Origin of the sequence: Thalassolituus sp. UBA6592, from assembly GCF_002433655.1 — a bacterium.
Lineage (GTDB): Bacteria > Pseudomonadota > Gammaproteobacteria > Pseudomonadales > Oceanobacteraceae > Venatoribacter.
Window position 1 is genome coordinate 1 of sequence record NZ_DJIO01000115.1, and the last position, 25,074, is coordinate 25,074.

Sequence of the window (25,074 nt, forward strand, 5' to 3'; positions counted from 1 at the left end):
CTCAGATGAGGCTCGTGATATGAATCCCAAACTGTGGGACAGCAGTGGGCATTGCCGGGTTTTTTTATGTCTGTCTGAAAGCTCCCAGGCAGCGCTGCTATGGGCTGTGGTACACTTGCCGCTTCAGTTACAGGTGTTGTTATGTCGTTAATATTAGCGCTCGATGCGTCTTCATTACTTTGTTCTGTCGCCCTGGGTGATGGGGATCAGCAGTGGAATATCACAGAGCTTCAGCCTCGCCGTCATGCTCAGCGTTTATTGCCGATGGTTGACGAAGTTATCGCTCAGGCCGGAATGGAAATAGAAAGCATTTCTGCCATTGCTTATGGTCGCGGACCAGGCTCTTTTACGGGCATTCGTATCGCCGCAGCGGTAATGCAGGGGCTGGCGATGGCGCTGGATGTTCCGGTTGCCGGTATTTCGTCTTTACAGGCAGTGGCGCAGTCAGTGTTTGAACGCTCCCAGGCAGAAAAAATACTGGTGGTGATGGATGCCCACATGGGTGAGGTGTTCTGGGGTATTTATCAGCGTGATGGCGCTGTTTGTCGGCCTGTTTCCGAAGAAAAAGTAGGTGCTCCTGAGTTATGCCTGCAGAATATCGCCGTTTTCGATGGTGAATTGGCGGGTGATGGTCTGGCTTTGGAGCCGTTTAAACATTTATCCCAACAATGGGCAGATCGTCATCCGGATGCCTGTGACATTCTCAAGCTGGCGCTGGTTGCAAAAAATAAGGGGCTTTTTGCTGAACCAGAACAGCACCAGCCTGTCTATCTGCGCGATTCCGTGGCATGGAAGAAACTTGATGAGCAGCCAAGTCTGCTGAAACGCAATTAAGGGAGCGGAACCTCCGTGGATTTATTTCAGATTATTGTTTTAGCTCTGGTGCAGGGACTGACCGAATTCCTGCCTATTTCCAGTTCAGCGCATCTTATTCTGCCGTCGGCGGTACTGGGTTGGCAGGATCAGGGCCTGGCATTTGATGTTGCAGTCCATATCGGGACGTTGCTCGCGGTTGTTGTGTATTTCCGTCAGGATATCCTGCGCATTATTGGTGGCTGGTTAACGACAGGCTTCAGCCGCACTCCCAATGCAGATGGACGTCTGGCCTGGTTTATTGCTCTGGCGACCATTCCGGCCGGATTGGCTGGTCTGTTGCTGGATGATTGGATTGAAGCAAACCTGCGTTCCGTGGCTGTTATTGCGTGGGCGACAATCGGTTTTGGTATTTTATTGGGTATTGCTGACCGCGTTAAAGGCAAGGGTATTACGCTGGGTAAAATGACGCTGATGATGGCGCTGGTTATTGGTGTTGCTCAGGCAATTGCCTTGATTCCGGGAACCTCCCGCTCAGGTATTACCATGACAGCAGCATTATTTATTGGTCTGCAACGGGTCGATGCCGCGCGTTTTTCTTTCTTATTATCAATTCCATTAATACTGGCCGCAGGCGGATTAAAAACACTGGATCTGATGGATTCTGTTCTGCCGGTTGACTGGAGTGCTATTGCTATTGGTATTGCGGTGTCCGCGGTCAGCGCCTGGTTATGTATCTATTATTTCCTCGCGTTTATCAACCGGATCGGGATGATGCCGTTCGTTGTTTACCGGCTGGTTCTTGGCGCGCTGCTGATGGTCTTTTTTGTCTGAGGTCGCCCTTGTACTCACTTATCTGTCTTGACCGCGCCTTACTGGCGGAGGCAAAGCGCTGGTGTGATATGTATGGCCTGACTCTGGCACAGGGCACCAGACTGCCAGTGGGTGGCTTTCATTTGTGTCTGGATTTTACCGGGCTGAGTCTGCGCAGTGGCGATGACCCCAAAGTACAGGTGCAGGTGAATTTTTCCGAGGGGGCTGTGGCTCACCGCCGTCGCTTCGGCGGTGGAATGGGGCAGGATATTGCCAAAGCGATAGGTGTTTCCTCGAGCTATAAGCCTTCAGTCATCGATGCAACAGCAGGTCTTGGTCGTGACTCGTTTGTGCTGGCAACGCTGGGCTGCGAAGTAACAGCCATTGAACGTCAGCCGGTTGTCGCTGCATTACTGGCGGATGGATTGCAACGGGCAATTAATGATATTGATATCAGTGATATTATTGCCCGTATCCATTTGAAATATGGCCAAAGCCAGACATTAATCAGCGACGAAAGTGATCAGGGTTTTATGGCGGATATCGTTTATCTCGATCCGATGTTTGATCACGATCCGAAACAAACTGCGAAAGTAAAAAAAGATATGCAGGCGTTCCGCGATATTGTCGGCCAGGATACGGATGCTGGTGATCTGCTGGGACCAGCCTGGCAGGCAGCACGCTGCCGGGTGGTAGTCAAAAGAGCCAGAAAGGCAGAACCTTTGGCCGGACGTGCGCCAAGTTATGCGATTACCGGTAAATCCAATCGCTTTGATGTGTATGTTAAAGCAAAGGTCGCGCCGCCAGAGGCATAACTATCCGCTGCCTGCTGACACAACAGCCGGATAATTTATCCGGCTGTTGTGTCGAATCAATCCTGTTTTTTCTCGTCTGCCTCTTCTGCGCCAGGTTTCTGAGCCGGAGTTGCTTCGGTTTCATCTGCCTCTGCATCATCATTGGCGGTGTCTTCCGTGTCCGGTTCTTTATCGTCAGAGTCTGCTCCCAGGCTGCGCAGGATACTCTCGCGTAATGCACCGTCGAGAATTTCTTCCAGACTGGCGATCAGCGGCTGCAAGCCATCGTCAAATATCAGTTTATCGTCAGTGGCTTTTGCCAGGCGCTGTTCGCTGATGAGCTGGCGGATCAGTGTGCGGAACAGGTTCTTGTCAAAAAACTCCGGCGCGTTAATGCCGTACAGCAGAGAGATACGTTGCGCCAGCAGGGTGCTCTGTTCCTCCAGGGAGGTGGCGTCGAGTTCGCCGCTGCCTTTCTGACTGAGAATGCTCAGTGTCAGGAAATAGCGCTCCAGCGTTTGCATCATATTGCCGGCCAATCCCTGCAGCATGGCAAATTCGTAGCTGCTTGCCGGCGGTGCGTAATAACCGCGGCTGTTATGCAGGAGATATCCATGCTCGACCAGTACTGTCAGCCATTGCTTCACTTCTTCTGCCAGTTCTGCTTCGTCCCAGCGCAGGAACAGCTCGGCTTTTAAATATGGATACAGCAAGGTGACGATGTCCTGGGTCTGGGTCAGACCGGCGCGCTGATTGTTGGTGAACAAACAGGCTAATAACGACGGCAGTGCGATCAGGTGCAGCACGTTGTTGCGGTAGTAGGTCAGGGTTACCGCCTGACGTTCATTAGTCTGAATCAGGTCGCCCAGTGGATGCTGACTGCGGCTGACGACGTCCAGCTTCTCACCATATTCGAGCCAGCTCTGGCCATCGCCGTCCGGCAGGCTGGTGAGGTGGCTGTATGGGTTGCTGGCGAGCAGGCGATGGTAACTTTCCATCTGGCTGATCAGCTGTTCTTCTTCCATGGCCTGACGCGGCGCTGACAGGATGCTCAGAGCGATCAGGTTAACCGGATTGACAGACGTGGCGTTATTAATACCGGTAACGACCTGATTGGCCAGCTGGCCGACCACTTCCGGTGCCCATTGCGGGCGATAGTCAGAATCGCTGTAATCCTGCTCTTTCCAGTCAGGCTGTTGCTGATCCAGAAATTCTGTCAGGTAGACCGGATCGCCAAAGGTCACGTTCACTTTGCCAAATGAGCGTTTCAGAGAGCGCAGAGTGCCCAGCACGCCGAGCAGGCTTTCTTTTTTCTTTTTCTGACCGCGTAATTCGCCCAGATAGCTGTTGGCTTCGAATACTTTTTCATAGCCGGTATAAACCGGCATAAACAGGATCGGTTTGCGTGAATCGCGCAAATAGCTGCGCAATGTCATGGCCAGCATGCCGGCTTTCGGACTCAGGGTGCGGCCGGTGCGGGAGCGGCCGCCTTCAACGAAATATTCTGTGGCGTAACCGCCGGCAAAGACTGAGTGCAGGTATTCGTCAAACACCGCTGCATACAGTTTATTGTCGCGGAAGGTACGGCGCATAAAGAAAGCACCGCCACGGCGCAGAATGGAACCCACCACCGGCATATTCAGGTTAATGCCTGCAGCGATCTGTGGCAGCTGCAGGCCCTGATGGTATAGCACGTACGACAGCAGCAGATAGTCGATGTGGCTGCGGTGGCAAGGCACATAAATGATTTCGTTGTCTTTAATGACGTCTTTCAGGTTTTCAATATTGTGTAACGCAATACCGTCGTAAATCTTATTCCACACCCAGGTCAGTACCAGGTCGAGAAAGCGCACATTGGTATAGGAAATATTGGAGGCGATTTCGTCTGCGTACTTAAGTGCTTTTTGCTGGGCTTTGAGTTTGGAAATACCTTTGCTTTGCGCTTCTTCTTCAATCGCTTTGACCACCAATGGGCGGTTAGGAATCTGATGTACCAGGGTGCGGCGGTGAGAAAGGTCTGGTCCGAGTACCGCTGCAGATACCTGGCGGTTATGAACGCGCAGTACCCGCGCTACTTTGCGGGCCAGTTTCTCTGCGTTCTGGCCGGACTCTGCCATCTCGCGTAATGAAATCGGACGGCTGAAATGAACAAAGGTATTGCGGCCATTGAGCACAATGGCCATCAGTTTGGCCAGGCGACCACCGATGGCACCGGTATTCTGTAACCAGATACGCAGAAATGAGCCTTCCTTTTGTGGCGCCCGGCCCCAGAAGACACGTACTGGTACGATCTGGATGTCGCGCTCGTCATCTTCCAGCAGCCATTGCGTCTGGCGGACCAGTTGGGATGCCACCATGGGCGTTCCCTGTTTGCGGAAAAAGGCAGCGCGATGGTAAATGCTGAACCAGGGTTTGCCTGGCAGGCGGCGCTCCGCGCGGTCATCCTGTGGGCTGGCCCAGCCTTTCAGGCTGGCTTCGCGGTCAATAACCAGCTGTTCCGCGTGGGATGGGTACAGCATGGCGTAAATCACCGGTTTATCCGGATCAATATTAAAGTCTTTGGTATCCGGACCAATAATCTGGGTTTTAATCATGCTGTACAGCAGCTTTTGCTGTACGCGGAACAGAACGCTGCGCAATTTTCGGATTATTTTCATCTTATGGCTCTTTATTCGCTACAGACAGTCCGGATGCTGCTGTCTTATGGGCTGTGAAAGTTTAACCCGTGCAGCGCCTTGTTTAAACGGTGAATAATCTGACTCTGTGAACCAGGGCCGTGGATTTTTAAATTGCAGGAGCGCGATATTTAATCCTGCAGCTCCTTATGCAAATAAAAAGCAGACTTTATGCTTCATTGTCCTTTTGTGTTGTTTATAAACCGTCTGCTTGGTTGTTTGGATTGCTTCGCGTTATTCACAGGTTTGTGTGGAGAGGTTTGTATGGAGAGGTCTGTGTCGAGAGGTTTGTGTGGAAGTCATCGTTATTCTGACACACCACGACACTTGTCGTGATGGCTGATTTTTTCTTGTTGTTTTGCTGATGGTGATCGTGAGGGGGAGTGCGAGGGAAGGGGTCATGCAATGACATGATCGGTATTCAGCCGTTGTGCCGGACACAGTCTGGCAGGAAAGAACAAAGTGGGCTCCAATACGGGCTGTTGCGCTTGTTTTTGCGGTGTTGTTACAGCGTTGAGGGCTTTCCTCTGTCCTTAGCTGCTGTTCTTAGCTACACAGCAACCGGATGTCACTATGTGATATGGACTGGCGAACATTGCAGGCAGACAATCCTGGTTCGGTATGCAGGTACAGGATGCACAGTTGTTGTCGGTCAGTCTGAATCAGCATCTTTCTTTGAGGCCTGTGTTCTCCGCCGGATCTGTGGTTGCTATCCGTGGGTGCTATAAAGAGGGCAGGAAAGAGAACTGGATGGAAGAGGGGTTTCAGCGCAGTCACTTTCTGCCTGCGCCTTGACTATCTCTCATCAGTAATGAGGGGGCGGTGCTTCCTGGCTGCTGTCTTTTACCTGGCCATCATCGGCCTGCAGCTGCTCCAGTTTTTTATTCATCATGCGCATTGCCTGACGGGCAAGATCAAATTGTTGCGACAGCTCCGCCATCTGGCTGTTTAGCGTGTCCACGGTTTCCTCCATGAAGGCCAGCTTCACTTCGAGTTCGTCAATCCGGCGCTGAGCCGCGTCATCCGTGGTCTGCAGGCTTTTATGCCCTTGCTCTGAATGGCTCATAGGATGCTTTATACCCCTTTGCTATCGTGTTGATTTTTTTAATGAATTGGGCTTTCATAGCCCACTCGTTACACGGCTTTTACAGCCAGTATTCCGATTCAGATGTGATAATAACAGCGATATGAGAGAAGGCATGGGCAAAATTATGTTGAGAAGAATTTTAATAGCACTGGTCAGTGCGGTGTTATTGGCAGGTTTGGTTGCTGTAGTTTTACCGAAAGTGGTCACCGGCCTGCAGGTTGAAGGCAGCGTGATGGCGATCGAAGGCATGAAGATGTTTCTGTTCCTGGTGGCCGTGTTTGGTTTCGTCATCAGTATTGTGTCTGTGCAGCTGTCGCCATCCCGTCGTCGCCGTTTCCGTAACAGCGGTACTGTGGTTGAGCAGGATGTGGAAGACGGCCGTGAGCGCGGCGTTGTTAAATGGTTTAACGTCAAAAAAGGTTTTGGTTTTATTACCTGGGACGAAGGTGAGGATGTGTTTGTCCACTTCCGCTCGATTCGTGGTCAGGGTCACCGATCACTGACGGAAGGTCAGCGGGTTAAGTTTACCGTTGTTCGTGGGCAGAAAGGCCCTCAGGCGGAAGACGTATCAGCGGTTCGCTGAATACGGACAGCGGAAAACAAAAAAAGCGGCTTTCAGCCGCTTTTTTTGTGCCTGACCGTCAGATCAGATGCGCAGTTTTTTACCGGCCCGCGGTCGTCAGGTCTGTTGTTTCTGTGGCGCGGGCTTTACCTGAGCTGCAATTTTGCGCAGCGGACAGGCGCGGTTGATCCGGGCGACACGATACGGGTCGTCGCATTGGGCTTCGCCCAGCCATTGCAGAATTTCGGTGATATGTTGCCAGAAGGTCATCGGGTCACTCCTGCAGAACCTATACATTGACTGTAGAAATTCCGCAGGAAGTTGCCACTGGCTGACAGGTTAGTCGCGGGCGAGAAGAGCCTTCAGCAGACGAGGATTGCTGACAACCAGGTTGGCTGGTGCTTTCAGCATTGGCTGGCCAGACACTTCGGACATCAGACAGCCGGCTTCAGAGGCGACCAGACCGGCAGCGCTGAGCGCATACTCGTCGACATCGCTGAGCATGGCAGCCTGAAAACGGTCGGCAGCTACGTAGCAGATGGACAGCGCGTTAGAGCCGATGTTGCGCAGATCGTAAGCGCGGGTCATCAGGCGTTGAGTACGCTGGCGCTGGTCGAGTGCTGAATCGTTAGTACCCATTGGCTGGGTATAACCAACAATGGCATCGCTCAGGGCATTGATGTTACTGCAACGAATACGACGGTTGTTCAGCTGAGAGCCACGACCACGGGAAGCAGTAAACTCATCACCATTGATTGGGTTAACAACAACGGCGTGCTCAGTTTTACCGTTGGCCACGCAGCTGATAATGATGGCAAAAGACGGAATGCCTACGCGGAAGTTGGCGATGTCATCAATCACGCAGATCTGCCAGGTTGGCTGATCGTTATTCTCAATGTTGCGGCCGGTTTCACGACCAGCAAAGTTGTGCTCAGGCAGGGCTTTCTTCAGTTCGAAGATGATGCTCTTTTCCAGACCAATGGTGCAGTCTGCAATAAACTTTGCTTTTTCCTGATCCGTGCTCTGGGCAGAATCGAAACGGTCCAGACGGCGGACCAGGTCTTGGCCAGCATTACGCGCAGCGCGCAACGCCAGGTTCACCATGGGTTGCATAGGGCTTCTGTCTCTTAAAGAACATTTTGGGGCGCGGGATTATATCAGCACCGAACTGGTTAGCAAGGGCGGTTTTACGTTACACTTCACGCCCTTTCAATTTTTCCTTTATCCGCTTAGCCGGATACGTCGCAGGATTCCGCTTTTTTATGCTAGATCAGATACGCATTGTCATGGTGAATACCACCCATTCCGGCAACATCGGAGCGGCTGCCCGGGCAATGAAGAACATGGGGCTCAGCCGGCTGGTGTTGGTGGATCCGATTGCCGCTATCGATGAAGAGGCGATTCAGCGCTCCTCCCGCGCAGAGGATATCCTGCACAACGCTGTGATCGTACCGACATTAGAGGAAGCCGTAGCGGACTGCTCTTTGATCATCGGCACGTCGGCGCGCAGCCGGCATATTCCGTGGCCGCTGATGACACCACGGCAGTCAGCAGCCAAAGCCCGTGAGATGATTCCGGCCGGTAATGAAGTGGCATTGGTGTTCGGGCGTGAGTCCCGCGGCCTGACCAATGAAGAGCTGCATCTGTGTACGGCCCACGTGCACATTCCCACGGAGGAGTCATTTTCTTCTCTTAATGTGGCGCAGGCGATTCAGGTGCTGTGTTACGAAATGCGTCTGGCACTGGCGGAACCTGCCGGGACTGATGCTGACGAAGAAGACGGTGTCTGGGGGGTGCCCTGGGATCATCCGCTGGCAACGCACGCGGAATTGGAAGGACTGTTTCAGCATATGGAATCTGCGCTGGTTGATATCGGCTTTCTTGACCCCGATACTCCCAAACAATTGATGTCGCGCATGCGCCGCCTGTACCAGCGTGCGGCGATGGACAAAACCGAAGTAAACATCCTGCGCGGTATGCTGGCCACAGTGCAAAAGCAACTGCATGGCGGAAAAGCCCGGGACAAGAACAATATACCAGCCTCAGATGCTGGCAACAGCACAACACAAGAAGGTGAAAGTAAGTGAGTATCAAACAACTGCGTGAAGATATCGCCAGTGTTTTTGAGCGTGACCCGGCAGCCCGCAATACGTTTGAGGTGTTGACTACCTATCCGGGTTTGCACGCTATTCTGCATTACCGTATCGCCAACTGGCTTTGGCGCAAGGGAATGAAGTGGCTGGCGCGTTTATTGTCGACCTTCAGCCGCTGGATGACGGGTATTGAGATCCATCCCGGCGCAACCATTGGCCGCCGCTTCTTTATTGACCATGGCATGGGTGTGGTGATCGGTGAGACAGCAGAGATCGGCGACGACTGCACGTTGTATCATGGCGTTACGCTGGGGGGTACCACCTGGAATAAAGGCAAGCGTCACCCGACGCTGCGCAATGGCGTGGTTGTGGGTGCCGGTGCCAAAGTGCTCGGTCCGATCATTGTTGGTGAGAATGCCCGTATCGGCTCCAATGCGGTCGTCACCAAAGAAGTGCCGGACAGTGCAACCGTGGTGGGGATTCCGGGTCGTATTATCCGTAAAGCCGGCGATGAAACACTGGAAAAACGTCGCCTCATCGCCGAAAAGATTGGCTTCGACGCCTACGGTATAGCCGACGAAATGCCGGACCCGATTGCGCGATCCATCCATAACCTGATGGATCACATGAACGCGGTAGACAGCAAGATTGATACTATGTGCAAAGCGTTGGCAGAAATGGGTAACACCAGTTGCTCTGATGCCTTGCCCAAGCTTGAAGAAGAGACCTTCGTCAGTCTTAATGATGCCTATGCAGAACTGAAAGAAGTGGCCCGTGAAGCCATCCGTCAGGAGGATCAGCAGGAACAGGCGGCTGACAAGACTGACAATGAACAGGACAGGGCGCTTTAAAGTTGACTGAATTTGTCGGATTTGGGCATAATAAGTCATTACTTAATACAGGGGATTACTCATGCGATTAACGACTAAAGGACGCTATGCTGTGACTGCCATGCTGGATCTGGCGATTCATGCTCAGCAGGGGCCGGTCAGTCTTAATGATATTTCCGGTCGTCAGGGAATCTCCCTTTCCTATCTGGAGCAGTTGTTTGCCAAGCTGCGCCGTAATGGATTGGTCGCCAGTGTCCGTGGTCCGGGCGGCGGTTACCGCCTGAGCCGCGAGAGTGCACAGATCAATGTCGCCGACATCGTGGATGCAGTAAACGAATCCATGGATGCAACCCGCTGTAATCGCCGTGGCGATTGCCAGGATGGTCAGCCATGTCTGACGCATCATCTGTGGCTGGATCTGAGTGATCAGATTCACGACTTCCTGTCCGGCATTACTTTATCCGGTCTGATTGAGCGCGAAGAGATCCGTCTGATCGCCGACCGTCAGGGTCAGTCCGGCAGTAACCGCATTCAGGCGGTTGAAGAAACAGAACAAGAGAGTCAGGCGCAATCAGCCTGATGGCTGGCGTAAACCGCTGACTTTATACCTCCGGCACCCGGATGGGTGCCGTCTCCACTTGACCTGAAGGCGCGGGCGCGGACAATGCCCGGTTTCAGATCAGCCCGGAACCATCATGAAAGCCCTGTATTTCGATTACGCTGCGACCACTCCCGTTGACCCTCGTGTTGCTGAGGCTATGGCTGCCTGTCTGACGATGGACGGCAACTTCGGTAATCCTGCTTCCCGTTCCCACCGTTATGGCTGGCAGGCGGAGCAGGCGGGGGAAAGCGCCCGTCGCCAGCTGGCTGATCTGTTGAATGCTGATCCGCGCGAAATTGTCTGGACCTCTGGCGCCACTGAGAGCAACAACCTGGCTCTGAAAGGCGTGGTTGAGCACCTGCGTGACGCTGAGCAGGTACAGGGTCCGCTGCACATTATTACGTCGGCGATCGAACACAAAGCGGTGCTTGATCCGTGTAAATGGCTGGAAAAGCACCAGAATGTGGAAGTAACTCTGCTGACACCGGATGCGGATGGTCTGATTGACCCGCAACAGGTGAAAGACGCATTGCGTGATAACACCTGTCTGGTCAGTCTGATGGCTGTCAATAATGAGCTGGGTACCATCACCGACATTGCCGCAGTCTCTGCGCTGCTGAACGATCATCCGGCTCTGCTGCATGTGGATGCCGCTCAGGCGGTAGGCAAAATTCCGGTGGACGTAAAAGCCTGGGATGTTGACCTGATGTCTGTGTCGGCGCATAAGTTCTATGGCCCTAAAGGCATTGGCGCTTTGTTCGTGCGCCGTGAACCACAGGTGAAACTGGCCGCCCAGATTCACGGTGGTGGTCATGAGCGTGGTATGCGTTCCGGTACGCTGGCGACGCATCAGCTGGTCGGTCTGGGTGAAGCAGCACGTATTGTTGCGGAAGAACAGGCCACTGACGAAGCGCGGATCCGTGCTTTGCGCAACAAACTCTGGCAGGGGCTGGAAGCGATCGGTGACGTTTATCTTAACGGCCATGCGGTGCACGGCTCTGCCAATCATCTGAACGTGAGTTTTGCCGGTGTCGATGGTGAAATTCTGCTGGCTTCGCTGGCGAAGGTCGCTGTCTCGTCGGGCTCCGCCTGTAACTCGGCCACCGTCGCGCCATCTTATGTACTGAAGGCCATTGGCCGCAGCGATGATCTGGCTCATGCGGGGCTCCGTTTCAGTCTCGGACGCTTCACCAGTGAAGACGATATCGATGCTGCAATTGCCGAGGTAAGCCGCGTGGTAACTGCGCTGAGAGGCTGAGCAGGCGCTGTCAGCGCTGGTCCTGCTGAGGCCTTTTAGTGGCCGTTGTACCCGCTGAGCAAAAACCTTAACAAAATCAGTGCCAAAATTTCCTTCAGAACCCCCGGGACACGTACAACTTTCATCAAAAGGTGCGTATAATCCGCGGGTTTTGATCCTCTAACCCCTAAAATTGATTAATTCTGGAGCTAAAAATGGCTGTTGAACGCACTTTGTCCATCATCAAACCGGATGCAGTGGCCAAAAACGTAATCGGTGAAATCCTGACCCGCTTTGAAAAAGCTGGCCTGAAAGTAGTTGCCGCTAAAATGATCAAGCTGGACGACGAAAAAGCCGGTGGTTTCTACGCTGAGCACAAAGAGCGTCCTTTCTTCAAAGATCTGGTTGGCTTCATGACTTCTGGTCCTGTTGTTGTACAGGTTCTGGAAGGCGAAAACGCTATCGCTGCTAACCGCGAACTGATGGGTGCAACTAACCCTAAAGAAGCGGCTGCCGGCACTATCCGTGCTGACTTCGCAGAAAGCATCGATGCAAACGCAGTACACGGTTCTGACTCTGCAGCATCTGCTGAGCGCGAAATCGCTTACTTCTTCTCTGCAGAAGAAATCTGCGCACGTTAATTCGGCGCGGAACTCAGGGGGCCTGTGGCCCTCTGACTGCTCTTAACGCCAAACTCTGTCTGGTATCTGCTGATGTCTGAAAGCAACGAAAAAGTTAATCTGCTGGGGCTGTCGCCCACCAAAATGGAAGCCTTCTTTGCCAATCTGGGTGAGAAGAAGTTCCGTGCCCAGCAAATGCTGAAATGGATACATCAGTACGGCGAATCCGACTTCGACAAAATGACCAATATGAGCAAGCCTCTGCGGGAAAAACTGTCGAAGGTGTGTGAAGTACGCCTTCCGGAAGTGATTTACGAAGATTTCTCCAAAGACGGAACGCGCAAATGGGTGATGCGCATGGACGGCGGCAGTGCTGTCGAAACCGTTTATATCCCGGAAAACGAACGTGGCACCCTGTGTGTCAGCTCGCAGATTGGCTGTTCCCTGGACTGCAGTTTCTGCTCCACCGGTAAACAGGGCTTTAACCGTGATCTGAGCGTCGCTGAGATTATTGGTCAGCTGTATGTCGCGGCCATGAGTTTCCACGAGCCGGGTGAACGCCGCGAACGCCGCATTACCAACGTGGTAATGATGGGTATGGGCGAGCCATTACTGAATTTTGATAACGTTGTCGACGCCATGCAGCTGATGATGGAAGACAACGCTTATGGTTTATCCAAGCGCCGGGTGACATTGAGCACCTCCGGTGTCGTACCAATGATGGATAAACTGGGTGACGTGATTGACGTTTCCCTTGCGGTATCCCTGCATGCGCCAAACGATGCGCTGCGTAATCAGCTGGTGCCGCTGAACAAAAAATACCCGCTGAAAGAATTGATTGCCGCCACCAACCGTTATCTGGGCAAACTGCCGGATAAACGTAAAGCGACCATTGAATACACTTTGATTGATGGTGTGAACGACACGATGGAGTGTGCGGTTGAACTGGCCGAGCTGTTGAAGCAGGTTCCCTGCAAAATTAACCTGATTCCATTTAATCCATTCCCGAATTCCGGCTACAAACGCCCGAGCAATAACCGGGTTTACAAGTTCCGCGATTATCTGATCAGCCAGAATCATGTTGCCACTATCCGTTCGACACGTGGCGATGATATTGATGCCGCCTGTGGACAGCTGGTAGGCAAAGTACAGGACCGTACGCGTCGCAGTGCCCGTTATATTGATGCCGTACAGGTCGACGACACATCAACCAGAGGGAATGCATAGTGATTAAACGTTTTATCAGCTCTGTATTGGTTTTACTGGTCAGCCTTACCCTGGCATCCTGTGTGACAGTAACGGAAAGCCGCCTGACAAAGAAAAAGTCGCCGGAAAAAGCAGTCGAAAATTACACTCAGCTGGGTCTGGGTTACCTGAACCGTAACCGTCCGGATCTGGCGCGTAAGCGTTTACAAAAAGCATTATCCATCGATGACAGTTACGCACCGGCTAACGATGCTATGGGCCTGTTGTGGCAAACCGAAAGTGAATTTGATCTGGCCGAAGAGTTTTTCAAAAAGGCGCTGCGGGAAGATTCATCCTATGTGCTCGCCCGACACCATCTGGGTCGTCTTTATACTCAGCTGAAGCGTTACGATGATGCCGAAGATGAATTGCGCAAAGTTGCTGAGAATCCTTATTACGAAGGGCGTGCCTCGGCCAGTAATGACCGCGCTACGAATTATTATCTGCAGGGTAAAACGCAGGAAACCATTCAGACTTACGGCCAGACTCTGCGTATAGCACCGTACAATACAGAAGCGTTGATGAATGTATCCAATCTGTTGTTCGACGCTCAGAGATTTGACGAATCGCAAAAATATTTCGACCGCTTTGATCGGATGGTTGCCCGGGATCAGACACAGCATACGTCTCACAGTCTGTGGCTGGGCATTAAATTGGCCAATATCCATGGTCAGGCCAGTCGTGCAGCCGGATATGCCAGTGACCTGAAACAGAACTTCCCGCAATCCCGGGAATATAAGCTCTATATCCAGTCTTTGTCCGGAGTGACTCAATGAGTACGCAGTTTGTAAATCCGATTAAACGGCGCAAAAGCCGTAAAATCTGGGTGGGGGATGTACCGGTGGGCGGCGATGCGCCGATTGCCATACAGACCATGACAAACACTGACACCTGTGATGTTGCCGCCACGGTGGCGCAGATTCAGCGCGCACAGGATGCAGGTGCGGATATTGTTCGTGTTTCTGTGCCGACGATGGACGCCGCGGATGCCTTCGGTAAGATCCGTCAGCAGGTCAATGTACCTCTGGTGGCGGATATTCATTTTGATTACCGCATTGCTCTGCGTGTCGCCGAGCTGGGTGTGGATTGCCTGCGCATTAACCCGGGTAATATTGGCCGTGAAGACCGCGTTCGTTCGGTGGTTGACGCCGCCCGCGATAAAAATATTCCGATCCGTATCGGCGTCAATGCCGGTTCACTGGAAAAAGATCTGCAGAAAAAATATGGCGAGCCGACATCGGAAGCTCTGGTGGAATCGGCCATGCGTCATATCGATATTCTCGATCGCCTGAATTTCCCTGATTTCAAATTAAGCCTGAAAGCCTCTGATATTTTTATGACAGTGGCCGCTTACAAACAGATCGCCTCACAGATTGAACAGCCGCTGCACCTGGGTATCACCGAAGCCGGTGGCCTGCGCGGTGGTACGGTGAAATCGTCCATCGGTCTGGGGCTGTTACTGTGGGAAGGTATCGGCGATACCATCCGTGTGTCTCTGGCGGCTGATCCGGTAGAAGAAGTGAAAGTCGGCTGGGATATGCTCAAGTCACTGAAACTGCGTTCCCGCGGCATCAACTTTATTGCCTGTCCAAGCTGTTCACGTCAGAACTTTGATGTGATCAAAACCATGAACGAGCTGGAAATGCGTGTGGAAGATATCCGCACGGATATGAGTGTGGCTGTGATTGGTTGTGTGGTAAATGGTCCGGGTGAAGCCAAAGAAGTGGATCTCGGTCTCACTGGCGGCCAGCCAAACCTGGTTTACATCGATGGTAAACCGGCCGGTAAAGTGACCAACGAAACTCTGGTTGACGACCTTGAACGAATGATTCGTGAACGCGCCGACAACCTTGAAAAAGAACGTGAAAACCTGATCGCCAGTACCGCCGAATAAGTACTGAACTGCGAAAACAGAAACGGATTAAAGACGACTAATGGCAAAGAAAATCCAGGCCATCCGTGGCATGAACGATATTCTGCCGGCACAAAGCCCGGTATGGCAGTATCTGGAAGGCACAGTAAAAGAGTTGCTGGCTTCCTACGGTTACGATGAAATCCGTATGCCGGTTGTGGAGCAGACTGCGCTGTTTAAACGCTCCATCGGTGAAGTTACCGACATCGTCGAAAAAGAAATGTACACCTTCGACGACCGCAACGGCGACAGCCTGACCCTGCGTCCGGAAGGGACTGCCAGCTGTGTACGTGCCTGTGAAGAACATGGTCTGCTGTATAACCAGACTCAGCGTCTGTGGTACACAGGTCCGATGTTCCGCCACGAGCGTCCGCAGAAAGGTCGTTACCGCCAGTTTTATCAGATCGGTGTGGAAACCTTTGGTATGGCCACGGCCGATATCGATGCTGAAGTTATTCTGATGACGGCGCGTCTGTGGAAAATGCTGGGGCTGAGTGAACACGTTACTCTGCAGCTGAATACGCTGGGCAGTAACGAAGCGCGTGCTAAGTACCGCGATGCACTGGTTGAATTCCTCGGCGAGCGTAAAGACCAGCTGGATGAAGACAGCCAGCGTCGCCTCGACAGTAATCCGCTGCGTGTACTGGACAGCAAAGATCCGGCCACTCAGGCACTGCTGGCGGATGCGCCACAGTTGCATGATCATCTCGATGACGAAAGCCGCGAACATTTCGACCTGCTGCGCAGCATTCTGGATGCCGCGGGTGTGAAATACGAAATTAACCAGCGTCTGGTGCGCGGTCTGGATTATTACTGCAAAACCGTATTCGAATGGGTAACTGACCAACTCGGTTCCCAGGGCACCGTGTGTGCCGGTGGACGTTATGATGGTCTGGTTGAGCAACTGGGCGGTAAGCCAACACCGGCAGTCGGTTTTGCCATGGGTGTTGAGCGTCTGATTCTGTTGCTGGAAACTCTGGAACTGATTCCTGAAGAAGTGCTCAATACTCTGGACGTTTATATCTGTCCGATGGGTGAGAGCAGCGCCCGCGCCGCGCTTCTGTTAGCTGACCAGTTACGTGATGATCACAGCTGGCTGCGGGTGCAGACCAACTGTGGCGGTGGCAGCTTTAAAAGCCAGATGAAAAAGGCTGATAAAAGTGGTGCACGCATTGCCCTTCTGCTGGGCGAAGACGAAGTCGCAGCCGGTACAGTAACGGTTAAGGATCTGCGTGGTGAAGCGGGTCAGGAAACCGTCCCGGCTGCTGAAGTCGGCGACTGGATTGCCAAAGAAATTTTTTAACCATTAAAAAACAGGCCGGTGGTTTGCCGGCAGTGAAATAAAAACACACGCACGGAGACGTGGAAGAATGACTGATATCCGTACCGATGAAGAACAGGCTGAAGCACTTAAAAAGTGGTGGGCTGATAATGGCAAAAGCCTGCTGATCACCGTACTGATCGCTGGCGGCGGTTTTTTCGGCTGGAATACCTGGAAAGAGAAACAGCAGGCCACTGGTGAAGCGGCTTCTCAGGTGTTCAGTCAGCTGATTCAGCAGGCAGCACAGCCAGCTGCTGCCCAGACAGACGCTGTGAAAGAAGAAATGGAAGCACTGGCTCAGCAATTAAAAACAGATTACGCCAGCACCACTTACGCGCAATTCGGTTCCCTGTTTCTGGCGCGTTTCGCTGCGGACGAAGGTGATTTCGCTGCCGCTGAAACCGAACTGAAAGCACTGATCGCTACAGCGGATGAAGGTCCGGTGAAATACACGGCGCAGTCCCGTCTGGCCAATGTGCTGATTCAGCAGGAAAAATACGATGAAGCGCTGGCTCTGGTAGCCACCGTTCCTGCGGACGCTTATGCGCCCCAGTTTGACGAAGCGAAAGGCGATGCTCTGTACCTGAAAGGTCAGCTGGCAGAAGCCCGCGCAGCCTACATCAGCGCTCAGACTGCCGCACAGAACCTGGGCCTGAATACTCAGGGCCTGCAGCGTAAGATTGATAACCTGGCTGCAGCAGCCAGCACAGACGGAGACGCCTGATGCGCAGTCTGCTGCTTCCTGTTGTTCTCAGTGTCTTGCTGGCCGCCTGTGCCAGCCAGCCGGAAAACGAAACGGCTGACACCGGGGAGAGCGGACTGCCTGATTATAACGATCAGACGGATATTGATATCAAGTGGCGTGAAAAGCTCGGCGAAGGCCCGCAAAAGGCTTATACCCGCCTGTACCCACTGGTGATGAATTCCGTGGTCTACGCTGCGGATCCATCCGGTGCGCTGACCGCCATGAGCCTCGAAGATGGCGATAAAATCTGGTCGGTTACCCTGGATGCAAAAGTATCCTCTGCGGTGAGCGGCGACCGTGATCAATTGTTTGTGGCCACGCTGGATGGCTATCTTCATTGTCTGAAGGCAGAGGATGGCGAAGAAATCTGGCGCAGCCGCATGAGCAGCGAAGCTGTTGCTCCGGCAGGTTTTGATCGTGGCCGTGTGTTCGTACAGACAGTCGACGGTCGTGTAACTGCGTTTGAGCGCAGCAATGGTCGCCAGGCCTGGTCTTATGAAAATGCCATGCCGGTGCTCTCAGTGCGTGGCACGGGTACGCCTCTGGTAATGGATCAGTTCGTAGTGGCCGGTTTTGCCACCGGTAAAGTACTGGCGCTGGATAAGACCCTGGGTATTCCCCGTTGGGAAGTACGTCTGGCGACTCCGGATGGCCGTTCAGAGCTGGAACGACTGGTGGATATCGATGGCAGCCCGGCACTGGATGGCAGCGTAATTTACGCTGCTAGCTACCACGGTAAACTGGCCGCGATCACTCCCAACGGACAAACCCGTTGGGAAGAAGAGGGTTCAACCTATACCAGCCCGGCGCTGGGTCTGGGTAATATTTACCTGACTCTCGACGATGGTACGATCCAGGCTTATGACCAGAACAGCGGCGCTAAAGTGTGGACTCAGAAGGGTCTGCGTGACCAGCTGCCAGGTCAGGTAACGGCTTACGGTAACTGGCTGCTGGCGGCTGACCGTGAAGGTTATCTGCATGTTATGAGTCAGGTGGATGGCGAGCTGGTCGGACGTGTTCTGCTGCGTCCTAAGCCTCTGCACATCAGCTACCCAAACCAGACTGAAGGTACCAACTGGCGTGCGCTGCGCGGTATCGATATGGGCATCCGCAGCCCAATGGTCGCCACACCGGAAGGTGTTCTGATCTTTACCAATGCGGGCGAGCTGCTGTTGCTTGATATCGAAGCAGACTAAACTGGTGAAGATGTTGTGCGAAACGCCGCCTTCTGCGGCGTTTTGTTTATCTGCCCAAGAAAAATTATTGAAAACGTCAGCCCGCGCGCTGGCGAATACTGAGGTTTCCTGAATATGGTTCCTGTCATTGCGTTGGTCGGCCGTCCGAATGTGGGTAAATCCACGCTCTTTAACCGCCTGACGAAAACCCGTGACGCATTGGTGGCTGAAATCGCCGGCCTGACCCGTGACCGCAAATACGGCGAGGGTAAGATCGGTGATCGTCCTTTTATCGTGGTTGATACCGGTGGTATCAGTGGCGAAGAAGAGGGAATTGATTCTGCCATGGCCGCGCAGAGCTACCAGGCGATTCAGGATGCTGACATTGTCTTCTTTATGGTGGATGTTGGTGCCGGCATCACCAATGGCGACCGTATGATCGCTGAGCATCTGCGCCGCTCCGGTAAAGACGCCTATCTGGTTGCCAATAAAATCGACGGTAAAAACCCGGATCTGGTTCTTGGTGAATTCTTTGAACTGGGCATGGGCGAGCCGTTAGCCATTGCCGCCGCTCATAACCGCGGTATTTCCGCCCTGATCGAATACGTGATGGAAGAGCTGCCGGAAGATGAAGATGAGTACTTCCGTGAACTGGCAGGCGAAGATGCACCGGTGCACGAAGAGCTTGACGTTAAAGGCATTAAAATCGCCGTCGTTGGTCGCCCGAACGTGGGTAAATCAACCCTGGTGAACCGTTTCCTCGGCGAAGATCGTGTGGTGGTCTATGACGAAGCCGGTACTACCCGGGACAGCATTTATATTCCCTATGAGCGTCACGGTCAGGAATACACACTGATTGATACGGCCGGTGTACGCCGCCGCAAAAATATTTCTGAAGCGGCGGAGAAATTCTCCATTATTAAAACGCTGCAGGCCATTCAGGACTGTAACGTCTGTATTCTGGTGCTCGATGCCCGTACCGGTATCGTCGAGCAGGATTTGCACATGCTCAGCTTTGTGCTGAACTCCGGCCGTGCTCTGGTGATTGCCATCAACAAATGGGATGGCATGACGCAGGACGATAAAGACCGGGTTAAAACGGAAATTGACCGTCGTTTTGACTTCCTGACCTTTGCCGATATGCATTTTATTTCGGCATTACATGGCACCGGCGTTGGTCATCTGTACGAATCTGTCGATAACGCCTATGAGTCGGCCATGGCAAAATGGCAGACCAATATGCTGACCCGCATTCTGGAAGATGCCACTGCCAGCCATCAGCCACCGGTAGTGCGTAACCGTCGTCCTAAGCTGCGTTATGCGCATCAGGGCGGATCAAACCCGCCGGTTATTGTGATTCACGGTAATATGGCGAATGAGCTGCCGGAAGACTACAAGCGTTATCTGGCTAATACCTATCGCCGGGTGCTGGAAATCAGTGGTACGCCGATCCGTATGGAATTCCGCCAGGGTGATAACCCTTTTGCGGAAAAACAAAAAGACGTGCGTCATTCCAGTAAGAAACGCGCTGAGGCTGTAGAGCGGACGTCCAACAAGCGTAAGATCAAGCAGGAAAAAGCGCGCAAACAGCTGCGTAAAAAATACAAAAAGCCAACCTGATCCGGTCCGCGTGCTTCTTCAGCAAAATTGGCTGTCAGCCACATAAGCCGGTATGAAGACGCAAGGTCATTACGCAAACAAAAGGAGCCCTTTGGCTCCTTTTTTCATTATGGTTTCTTTTGCTACCTGGCATGCGGATACAGCCAGAATTCAGGAAAGTCAGCATCTGCACGACAGTCATATATCTTTGGCGATTTTTTGATCAGAAATGGCAGCCAATCGCAGACGCCATTAATGCGCAGGCGTACCCTGATTAAATCTCACTGAAGGGGAGGTCGCAACAGTGGCTATGACGGTGAATCCGCTGAGTTCGGCGGTAGCGGGTGCTTACTCTGCTAAATCTTCTGCTGCAGAGCAGATAAGCTCAGGTCAGCGTATCAACAGTGCTGCCGATGATGCCGCGGGATTAAGTATTTCATCACGTATGGACGCAGAACTGGCCGGTAAGCGTATGGCGCTGCGCAATGCCGCTGATGGGATTTCTTATGCCCAGACCGCCTCCGGGGCGCTGGAATCCCTGTCATCCAATGTCAGCCGTATCCGGGAACTGGCAGTGCAGGCCGGAAATGGCATTTTATCGGACAGTGACCGTCAGGCCATTCAGTCCGAGATCAATGCGCTGAATGATGAAAACCGCTCCGTGCTGGAAAATACCACCTTCAACGGCAAAGCGATTTTTTCCGCAGACGAGCCGAGGGTGTTTCAGGTCGGCGAAAGTGCCGGCGATACCATTACGATTGACCCCATGCAGGTTCTGGAGCTGGGCAGCTTTAATGGCAATGTTGCATCGTCAGCGGATGTTGAAACCCTGATTAATTCCACCGACGATGATCTGCAGCGCCTGAGTTCGGCCATGGCTGATACCAGTGCGGTTGCCAACCGCTTTGAAAGCACGATGGAGCGGCTGTCCGGTAATATCGGTGACAATGCAGTTGCATTAAGTCGTTTGCGCGATACGGATATGGCGCAGGCGGCAGCACGTCAGAGTAATGAAGATATCCGCAATCAGATACAGATTGCGGTACAGGCACAGGCCAATGCCCGTGCCCCGGATGTGCTCAGATTACTGAGCTGATCCTGGTTATTCGTCCGTACTTTTAAACGGCCGGACGGTCACGCTGGCGCTCATACCGGCTACCAGATTAAAACCGGCCGGTACTTTGGATGTATCTATTCTTACTCTTACCGGGATGCGCTGTGCCAGACGAATCCAGCTGAAGGTTGGGGTAATATCCGCCAGCATATTATTCGCTGTCGCGGCGGCGGTGTCGGCAATACCTGAGGCAATACTTTCTACGGTACCCGGAATAATCAGGTCGCCGGCCATCAGTTTCACTTCGGCACGATCACCGACGTGTACCGAAGGCAATTTGGTTTCTTCAAAATAACCGTACACCCACATGCTGTTATCTTTCAGTAGCGCCAGGGCGGGTACACCGGTACTGATATAGTCGCCTTCTTTTACATCCAGGTTCGTCACTGTGCCATCTGCTGCGGCGCGGACTTCTGCCCGTTCATAATCCAGACGCGCCATATCCAGCGTCGTTTCTGCCTGCTGCACAGCAGCTTCGGCTTTGCTGATATTGGCCGTTGCCTGTTTGTTCTCGGCTTCAGACTGGCGCAGTTCTGCTTCGGCAGTAATTGCTGCGGAGCGACTGTCGTGAATGGTTTCTGCGGAAACCATATCGTTCATCCGCTCACGTCGTTCGGCGCGTTCTTTCTCCATCTGGTAGCGGCTTAAATTGGCGTTGATATCTGCCTGTGCGATGGCCGCGTTGGCATGTGCAGCTTCGAGGTCGGCTTTGGCGTAGGCCAGATCCGCTTCTGCGCGTTCAACGGCCTGACGGTAACGGTCACGGTCGACGGTAAACAACACATCACCTGCTTTGACCCGCTGGTTATCCTTTACATTGACCGCAGTTACCAGACCAGAGACATCGGCAGAAACACGTACAATGTCTGCACGTACGCGGCCATCGCGGGTCCAGGGTGAAGTGGTGTAATTAAGCCACGCGGCATGGGCGGATAATGCAGCAGCTAAAATAATTACGACGGCAATCGTCGTGTGGATGGCAGAAGACTTATTCATGATTAACCCACAAAAAGAACGTAACAAACGCTGTAAATACAGACGAAAATGGACATGCGTATCAGCGATGGGTGAAACATCATCTGATAGAAATTAATGCGCAGCAGTGCTCTGTCGGTCAGTACAAAGACCGGCAGTAACAGCAGCAATAAAAGTATCCCACCGGGTAAATAGACGCCGGATACCGAAAATTCAGCTGGCAAGGATTGCCTCCTCAGTATGCTCAGAAGATGAATGTTGGCTGACTTGTTCATCAAGTACATCGGCAAGCAGATACAGGTGCTCACGCAATGTCTGCTCGTTTGCAGATGACGTCAGACTTTGCATCGCCAGTGCCATACAAACATTGATTCGATGATGACCCGTTTCGCTGATATGGCCGTCCTGCCAGTGTTCATTAATCAGATCAATGACATCACGGATCAGATGTTTCTGTTGCTCAGAAATCCCTGTGTCCTGCACATCCTCGCGCAGCGATACCAGCACGTAGCAGGTTTCCTGTGTCATCAATGAACGCTGAATAAAGCGCTTTGCTCTGTGACTGCCGGCAGGCAACTGCGACACCATTTGCACGCAGATATCACGGTTACGGCTTTCCAGATGTTCTGCCAGTACATTGAGCGGCGAGGTCGCTGCCATATGCACGCTCTGATCAAGAAATTTCATAAAGCGTTTGTATTGACGATGAGTACCGTTAACTCCCGGCAACAGCAAAAAGCCAACAGCGGCCAGGTTGGCACCAACGATGGCACCAAACATTTCATTAAAGAAATGCTCATAATCCTCGCTGGCGCTGTAACCAAGGTTAAGGGCTACGATAAAGCCGATTAACAATGGCATACCAAGTCCCATCAGTTTTGGGCGGGTGACTATGTACATCAGCGCCAGGAAAAATGGCAGAGTACCGATCACCAGCATCGGGAATGTCGTCAGCAGTGGCAGAATGGCAAAACAGCCGAGCGCAATAAAGGGTGCTGTACTATGGCCGATAGCAGCCATTTTTACCGCAGCCAGTGGATTCGGCAGAGGTGCCAGCATCATATTCAGAGCGACAACAATAAACATACCGGTAGCACCCGAAGACCAGCCGCTGGCGATCCATAACATTCCTGAAGCAAAACAGATCAGGCTGGTACGGGTCATGGTCAGCATGACCATCACCGGGTCAAACGTGCGGCTGAAGCGGGTACGCGGAAATTTCTTTTTCTCGGCATCCGGACGCGCCACTGACAGCGTGTGCAGGCAACGGATCAGGGATTTTAATAACTGAGTCAGCAGGGCGCTGCCGGTATCAAATGCCTGATGCTCATCCTGCGGTAAGCTGTATTTCAGCGTGTTGTGCAGTTGTGGTAAGCGGGCAGCAATCTGTTGCAGATCGCGCACCAGCAGGGCTGTGTCGGAGACATCCTGATTCAGTCTTTCTGCCAGTGGTGCCGACAGACTTTGCAGCTGAGCTGCGGCAGCCAGTCCTTTGTCCTGCAAGCGGTTCTGCAGCCGGCGCAGCGACTGCAGTCGCGTGACAGTCTGCATAAAATAGTGATTACTGCGTTTTAAGGCACGGCTGATACTGCTCAGCCAGGGGCCCTCAAACACCGCGTTGTTCAACAGATCCTCGAAGCAGGTGGCTTTTTGTGCTGTCTGAAATTGCAGGGTTCCGTCATCACTTTTGTTCGTTTCAGTGCGGTCGCCTGTTTCGGTGCTGTTTGCAGGGATGGTTAATCCCCGGCGAACTTCCTCAATCAGAAACGCGAGATTACTTTCAGACAGGTTTTTTACCTGAGTGCGCAGCTGCACCGGAAACAAGCCATCGAATACGATGGTTGTAACGGTCATCCCCAGCACCAGTTCAAAAAAGCGGTGTACGGCAACGCTGAAAATTGCCTCCGGGGTGTTCACAACCGGCAGCACAATCATGGCCACGGTATAGCCGCTGAGTACGAAGGTGTAAGCGCGGAAGCCTTTGTTCATCAGCGCGCCCGCGGCACATATCCCTGTCCATAAGGCGATGGCTGTGAGCATCAGATAAGGCTGCTGCGGAAACAGAGCGACAATGGTGATGGAGGCTGTCGCTCCGAGCAGTGTGCCAAGAATCCGGAAAAAACTCTTGGCCATGATCATACCGGATTGCTGATTCATCACGATCGGAATGGTCAGCAGTGCCATGCTTGGAGATGGCAGCTCCAGCGCCATTGCCAGTGCCAGGGTGATGTACATGGACAGCAGAGTTTTAAAGATAAACAGCCAGGCTTTGCTCTGACCTTTCATAGCTTCGCGTACAGAAGCCAGCATCCCCGACGGCTGGTCGGTGAAGAAGTTTTTAATCTGTAGGCTGGTCATCAGAGAGAGTCGCGATCCGAAGTGTTCAGCAGGGAGTGCAGGTTGCTGTACAAAGCCTGATATTGGGCATCGTCAAATCCCTGAAACAGCTGGCTGAGTTGTTCATTAATCACCGGCAGCATCTTTTTCATCAGAGCTTTACCATCTTTGCTGATTTTAACCAGCCAGACGCGGCGGTCTTTATCACTTACCTCCCGTACAAGGAGATTTTTTTTCACCAGCAGATCTGTCAGCCGGGTGGTGTTGGACGGCTTTTCACCGGTGCGTTTTACCAGCTCGGAAATGCTCATGCCGCTGCCTCTGGCATCCAGCATGGTGAGAACATTGTATTCGGTCAGGGTCAGCCCGAACTGACGCAGATTGTTGTTGGCATGATCGGTGATCTGCCGGTCAACGGCACGAATCAGGCGTATCAGCCCGGCTTCGCGGCGGGAAAATTCCGGGTATTTGGCAGCAAAGTCATCCAGCTGACTTTCGACTGCAGAGAAATAAGACATAGGGACTT

Annotated in this window: 25 protein-coding genes; 17 read left to right on the forward strand and 8 right to left on the reverse strand. The window is 52.8% G+C overall.

What is annotated here, in order from left to right; genetic code table 11:
• The first annotated feature begins 141 nt into the window (after nt 1-141).
• From tsaB to B2Z72_RS10865, 3 genes are read left to right on the forward strand one after another with little or no spacing between them, the layout of a single operon-like run.
• Entirely contained in the window at nt 142-834 is a 693-nt protein-coding gene (gene tsaB / locus B2Z72_RS10855) for a tRNA (adenosine(37)-N6)-threonylcarbamoyltransferase complex dimerization subunit type 1 TsaB (RefSeq protein WP_296981394.1), read from the forward strand.
• A gap of 15 nt (nt 835-849) precedes the next feature.
• Nucleotides 850-1,647 (forward strand): undecaprenyl-diphosphate phosphatase, encoded by a 798-nt coding sequence (locus tag B2Z72_RS10860; RefSeq protein WP_296981395.1) that lies wholly within the window; start codon nt 850-852, stop codon nt 1,645-1,647.
• An 8-nt stretch (nt 1,648-1,655) separates the two neighbouring features.
• Nucleotides 1,656-2,441 (forward strand): class I SAM-dependent methyltransferase, encoded by a 786-nt coding sequence (locus B2Z72_RS10865; RefSeq protein WP_296981397.1) that lies wholly within the window; start codon nt 1,656-1,658, stop codon nt 2,439-2,441.
• Between the two features lie 56 nt (nt 2,442-2,497).
• Here B2Z72_RS10865 and plsB read toward each other — a convergent pair whose 3' ends face one another.
• Nucleotides 2,498-5,077, reverse strand: coding sequence for a glycerol-3-phosphate 1-O-acyltransferase PlsB (plsB, locus tag B2Z72_RS10870; protein ID WP_296981398.1), 2,580 nt, complete (start codon nt 5,075-5,077; stop codon nt 2,498-2,500).
• Between the two features lie 823 nt (nt 5,078-5,900).
• A complete protein-coding gene (locus B2Z72_RS10875; RefSeq protein ID WP_296981400.1) occupies nt 5,901-6,161 on the reverse strand; it encodes a SlyX family protein in 261 nt (86 codons plus the stop codon).
• Between the two features lie 145 nt (nt 6,162-6,306).
• On the opposite strand from B2Z72_RS10875, the gene B2Z72_RS10880 reads away from it, so the two are divergent.
• Nucleotides 6,307-6,765 carry a cold shock domain-containing protein gene (locus tag B2Z72_RS10880; RefSeq protein ID WP_296981402.1) on the forward strand — a complete coding sequence of 153 codons (459 nt, stop codon included), beginning with the start codon at nt 6,307-6,309 and terminating at the stop codon, nt 6,763-6,765.
• A gap of 96 nt (nt 6,766-6,861) precedes the next feature.
• On the opposite strand, the gene B2Z72_RS10885 is transcribed toward B2Z72_RS10880, so the two are convergent.
• Nucleotides 6,862-7,014 carry a hypothetical protein gene (locus tag B2Z72_RS10885; RefSeq protein ID WP_296981404.1) on the reverse strand — a complete coding sequence of 51 codons (153 nt, stop codon included), beginning with the start codon at nt 7,012-7,014 and terminating at the stop codon, nt 6,862-6,864.
• A 69-nt stretch (nt 7,015-7,083) separates the two neighbouring features.
• Nucleotides 7,084-7,857, reverse strand: a complete 774-nt coding sequence (locus tag B2Z72_RS10890) for an inositol monophosphatase family protein (protein ID WP_296981405.1) — start codon at nt 7,855-7,857, stop codon at nt 7,084-7,086.
• Between the two features lie 149 nt (nt 7,858-8,006).
• Between B2Z72_RS10890 and B2Z72_RS10895 the strand changes: the two genes are divergently transcribed.
• The 13 genes from B2Z72_RS10895 to B2Z72_RS10955 all read left to right on the forward strand — a co-directional run bounded on the left by B2Z72_RS10895 (nt 8,007) and on the right by B2Z72_RS10955 (nt 21,218).
• Nucleotides 8,007-8,831, forward strand: a complete 825-nt coding sequence (locus B2Z72_RS10895) for an RNA methyltransferase (protein WP_296981407.1) — start codon at nt 8,007-8,009, stop codon at nt 8,829-8,831.
• Nucleotides 8,828-9,688 (forward strand): serine O-acetyltransferase, encoded by an 861-nt coding sequence (gene cysE, locus B2Z72_RS10900; RefSeq protein WP_296981408.1) that lies wholly within the window; start codon nt 8,828-8,830, stop codon nt 9,686-9,688. Before B2Z72_RS10895 ends, cysE begins: the two co-directional genes overlap by 4 nt.
• Nucleotides 9,689-9,749: 61 nt before the next feature.
• Entirely contained in the window at nt 9,750-10,247 is a 498-nt protein-coding gene (gene iscR, locus B2Z72_RS10905) for a Fe-S cluster assembly transcriptional regulator IscR (RefSeq protein WP_296981412.1), read from the forward strand.
• A 115-nt stretch (nt 10,248-10,362) separates the two neighbouring features.
• Nucleotides 10,363-11,526, forward strand: coding sequence for an aminotransferase class V-fold PLP-dependent enzyme (locus tag B2Z72_RS10910; RefSeq protein WP_297004791.1), 1,164 nt, complete (start codon nt 10,363-10,365; stop codon nt 11,524-11,526).
• 194 nt (nt 11,527-11,720) lie between these two features.
• Nucleotides 11,721-12,146, forward strand: coding sequence for a nucleoside-diphosphate kinase (ndk, locus tag B2Z72_RS10915; RefSeq protein WP_296981418.1), 426 nt, complete (start codon nt 11,721-11,723; stop codon nt 12,144-12,146).
• A gap of 72 nt (nt 12,147-12,218) precedes the next feature.
• A complete protein-coding gene (gene rlmN / locus B2Z72_RS10920; protein ID WP_296981419.1) occupies nt 12,219-13,352 on the forward strand; it encodes a 23S rRNA (adenine(2503)-C(2))-methyltransferase RlmN in 1,134 nt (377 codons plus the stop codon).
• A complete protein-coding gene (locus B2Z72_RS10925) occupies nt 13,352-14,146 on the forward strand; it encodes a tetratricopeptide repeat protein (RefSeq protein WP_296981420.1) in 795 nt (264 codons plus the stop codon). The genes rlmN and B2Z72_RS10925 overlap by 1 nt, the downstream gene beginning before the upstream one ends.
• A complete protein-coding gene (gene ispG / locus B2Z72_RS10930) occupies nt 14,143-15,264 on the forward strand; it encodes a flavodoxin-dependent (E)-4-hydroxy-3-methylbut-2-enyl-diphosphate synthase (RefSeq protein ID WP_296981421.1) in 1,122 nt (373 codons plus the stop codon). The genes B2Z72_RS10925 and ispG overlap by 4 nt, the downstream gene beginning before the upstream one ends.
• A gap of 40 nt (nt 15,265-15,304) precedes the next feature.
• A complete protein-coding gene (hisS, locus tag B2Z72_RS10935) occupies nt 15,305-16,585 on the forward strand; it encodes a histidine--tRNA ligase (RefSeq protein ID WP_296981423.1) in 1,281 nt (426 codons plus the stop codon).
• 67 nt (nt 16,586-16,652) lie between these two features.
• Nucleotides 16,653-17,327, forward strand: a complete 675-nt coding sequence (locus tag B2Z72_RS10940; protein ID WP_296981425.1) for a YfgM family protein — start codon at nt 16,653-16,655, stop codon at nt 17,325-17,327.
• Nucleotides 17,327-18,544, forward strand: coding sequence for an outer membrane protein assembly factor BamB (gene bamB, locus B2Z72_RS10945; protein WP_296981427.1), 1,218 nt, complete (start codon nt 17,327-17,329; stop codon nt 18,542-18,544). The genes B2Z72_RS10940 and bamB overlap by 1 nt, the downstream gene beginning before the upstream one ends.
• A 114-nt stretch (nt 18,545-18,658) precedes the next feature.
• The gene (der, locus tag B2Z72_RS10950; protein ID WP_297004793.1) at nt 18,659-20,143 is read left to right on the forward strand and encodes a ribosome biogenesis GTPase Der; all 1,485 of its coding nucleotides are present in this window, start codon (nt 18,659-18,661) and stop codon (nt 20,141-20,143) included.
• Between the two features lie 289 nt (nt 20,144-20,432).
• Nucleotides 20,433-21,218 carry a flagellin gene (locus B2Z72_RS10955; protein ID WP_296985005.1) on the forward strand — a complete coding sequence of 262 codons (786 nt, stop codon included), beginning with the start codon at nt 20,433-20,435 and terminating at the stop codon, nt 21,216-21,218.
• A gap of 6 nt (nt 21,219-21,224) precedes the next feature.
• Here the strand turns inward: B2Z72_RS10955 and B2Z72_RS10960 are convergent, their stop codons facing one another.
• Genes B2Z72_RS10960 through B2Z72_RS10975 form a run of 4 tightly spaced genes read right to left on the reverse strand, consistent with a single transcriptional unit; the run spans nt 21,225 to nt 25,066 of the window.
• The gene (locus tag B2Z72_RS10960; RefSeq protein ID WP_296985007.1) at nt 21,225-22,232 is read right to left on the reverse strand and encodes an HlyD family secretion protein; all 1,008 of its coding nucleotides are present in this window, start codon (nt 22,230-22,232) and stop codon (nt 21,225-21,227) included.
• Nucleotides 22,233-22,234: 2 nt separating this feature from the next.
• Nucleotides 22,235-22,435: a DUF1656 domain-containing protein gene (locus B2Z72_RS10965; protein WP_296985008.1), complete on the reverse strand. Its 201-nt coding sequence runs from the start codon at nt 22,433-22,435 to the stop codon at nt 22,235-22,237.
• A complete protein-coding gene (locus B2Z72_RS10970; protein ID WP_296985010.1) occupies nt 22,425-24,569 on the reverse strand; it encodes an FUSC family protein in 2,145 nt (714 codons plus the stop codon). Before B2Z72_RS10970 ends, B2Z72_RS10965 begins: the two co-directional genes overlap by 11 nt.
• Nucleotides 24,569-25,066 (reverse strand): MarR family winged helix-turn-helix transcriptional regulator, encoded by a 498-nt coding sequence (locus tag B2Z72_RS10975; protein WP_296985011.1) that lies wholly within the window; start codon nt 25,064-25,066, stop codon nt 24,569-24,571. Before B2Z72_RS10975 ends, B2Z72_RS10970 begins: the two co-directional genes overlap by 1 nt.
• Nucleotides 25,067-25,074: the final 8 nt, after the last annotated feature.

Bases quoted from the DNA above. Each gene is read 5' to 3' on its own strand.
- tsaB (WP_296981394.1), top strand. From the start codon at position 142: ATGTCGTTAATATTAGCGCTCGATGCGTCTTCATTACTTTGTTCTGTC.
- plsB (WP_296981398.1), bottom strand. From the start codon at position 5,077: ATGAAAATAATCCGAAAATTGCGCAGCGTTCTGTTCCGCGTACAGCAA.
- B2Z72_RS10875 (WP_296981400.1), bottom strand. From the start codon at position 6,161: ATGAGCCATTCAGAGCAAGGGCATAAAAGCCTGCAGACCACGGATGAC.
- B2Z72_RS10880 (WP_296981402.1), top strand. From the start codon at position 6,307: ATGTTGAGAAGAATTTTAATAGCACTGGTCAGTGCGGTGTTATTGGCA.
- B2Z72_RS10885 (WP_296981404.1), bottom strand. From the start codon at position 7,014: ATGACCTTCTGGCAACATATCACCGAAATTCTGCAATGGCTGGGCGAA.
- B2Z72_RS10890 (WP_296981405.1), bottom strand. From the start codon at position 7,857: ATGCAACCCATGGTGAACCTGGCGTTGCGCGCTGCGCGTAATGCTGGC.
- B2Z72_RS10895 (WP_296981407.1), top strand. From the start codon at position 8,007: ATGCTAGATCAGATACGCATTGTCATGGTGAATACCACCCATTCCGGC.
- iscR (WP_296981412.1), top strand. From the start codon at position 9,750: ATGCGATTAACGACTAAAGGACGCTATGCTGTGACTGCCATGCTGGAT.
- B2Z72_RS10910 (WP_297004791.1), top strand. From the start codon at position 10,363: ATGAAAGCCCTGTATTTCGATTACGCTGCGACCACTCCCGTTGACCCT.
- ndk (WP_296981418.1), top strand. From the start codon at position 11,721: ATGGCTGTTGAACGCACTTTGTCCATCATCAAACCGGATGCAGTGGCC.
- rlmN (WP_296981419.1), top strand. From the start codon at position 12,219: ATGTCTGAAAGCAACGAAAAAGTTAATCTGCTGGGGCTGTCGCCCACC.
- ispG (WP_296981421.1), top strand. From the start codon at position 14,143: ATGAGTACGCAGTTTGTAAATCCGATTAAACGGCGCAAAAGCCGTAAA.
- hisS (WP_296981423.1), top strand. From the start codon at position 15,305: ATGGCAAAGAAAATCCAGGCCATCCGTGGCATGAACGATATTCTGCCG.
- B2Z72_RS10940 (WP_296981425.1), top strand. From the start codon at position 16,653: ATGACTGATATCCGTACCGATGAAGAACAGGCTGAAGCACTTAAAAAG.
- bamB (WP_296981427.1), top strand. From the start codon at position 17,327: ATGCGCAGTCTGCTGCTTCCTGTTGTTCTCAGTGTCTTGCTGGCCGCC.
- der (WP_297004793.1), top strand. From the start codon at position 18,659: ATGGTTCCTGTCATTGCGTTGGTCGGCCGTCCGAATGTGGGTAAATCC.
- B2Z72_RS10955 (WP_296985005.1), top strand. From the start codon at position 20,433: ATGACGGTGAATCCGCTGAGTTCGGCGGTAGCGGGTGCTTACTCTGCT.
- B2Z72_RS10960 (WP_296985007.1), bottom strand. From the start codon at position 22,232: ATGAATAAGTCTTCTGCCATCCACACGACGATTGCCGTCGTAATTATT.
- B2Z72_RS10970 (WP_296985010.1), bottom strand. From the start codon at position 24,569: ATGACCAGCCTACAGATTAAAAACTTCTTCACCGACCAGCCGTCGGGG.
- B2Z72_RS10975 (WP_296985011.1), bottom strand. From the start codon at position 25,066: ATGTCTTATTTCTCTGCAGTCGAAAGTCAGCTGGATGACTTTGCTGCC.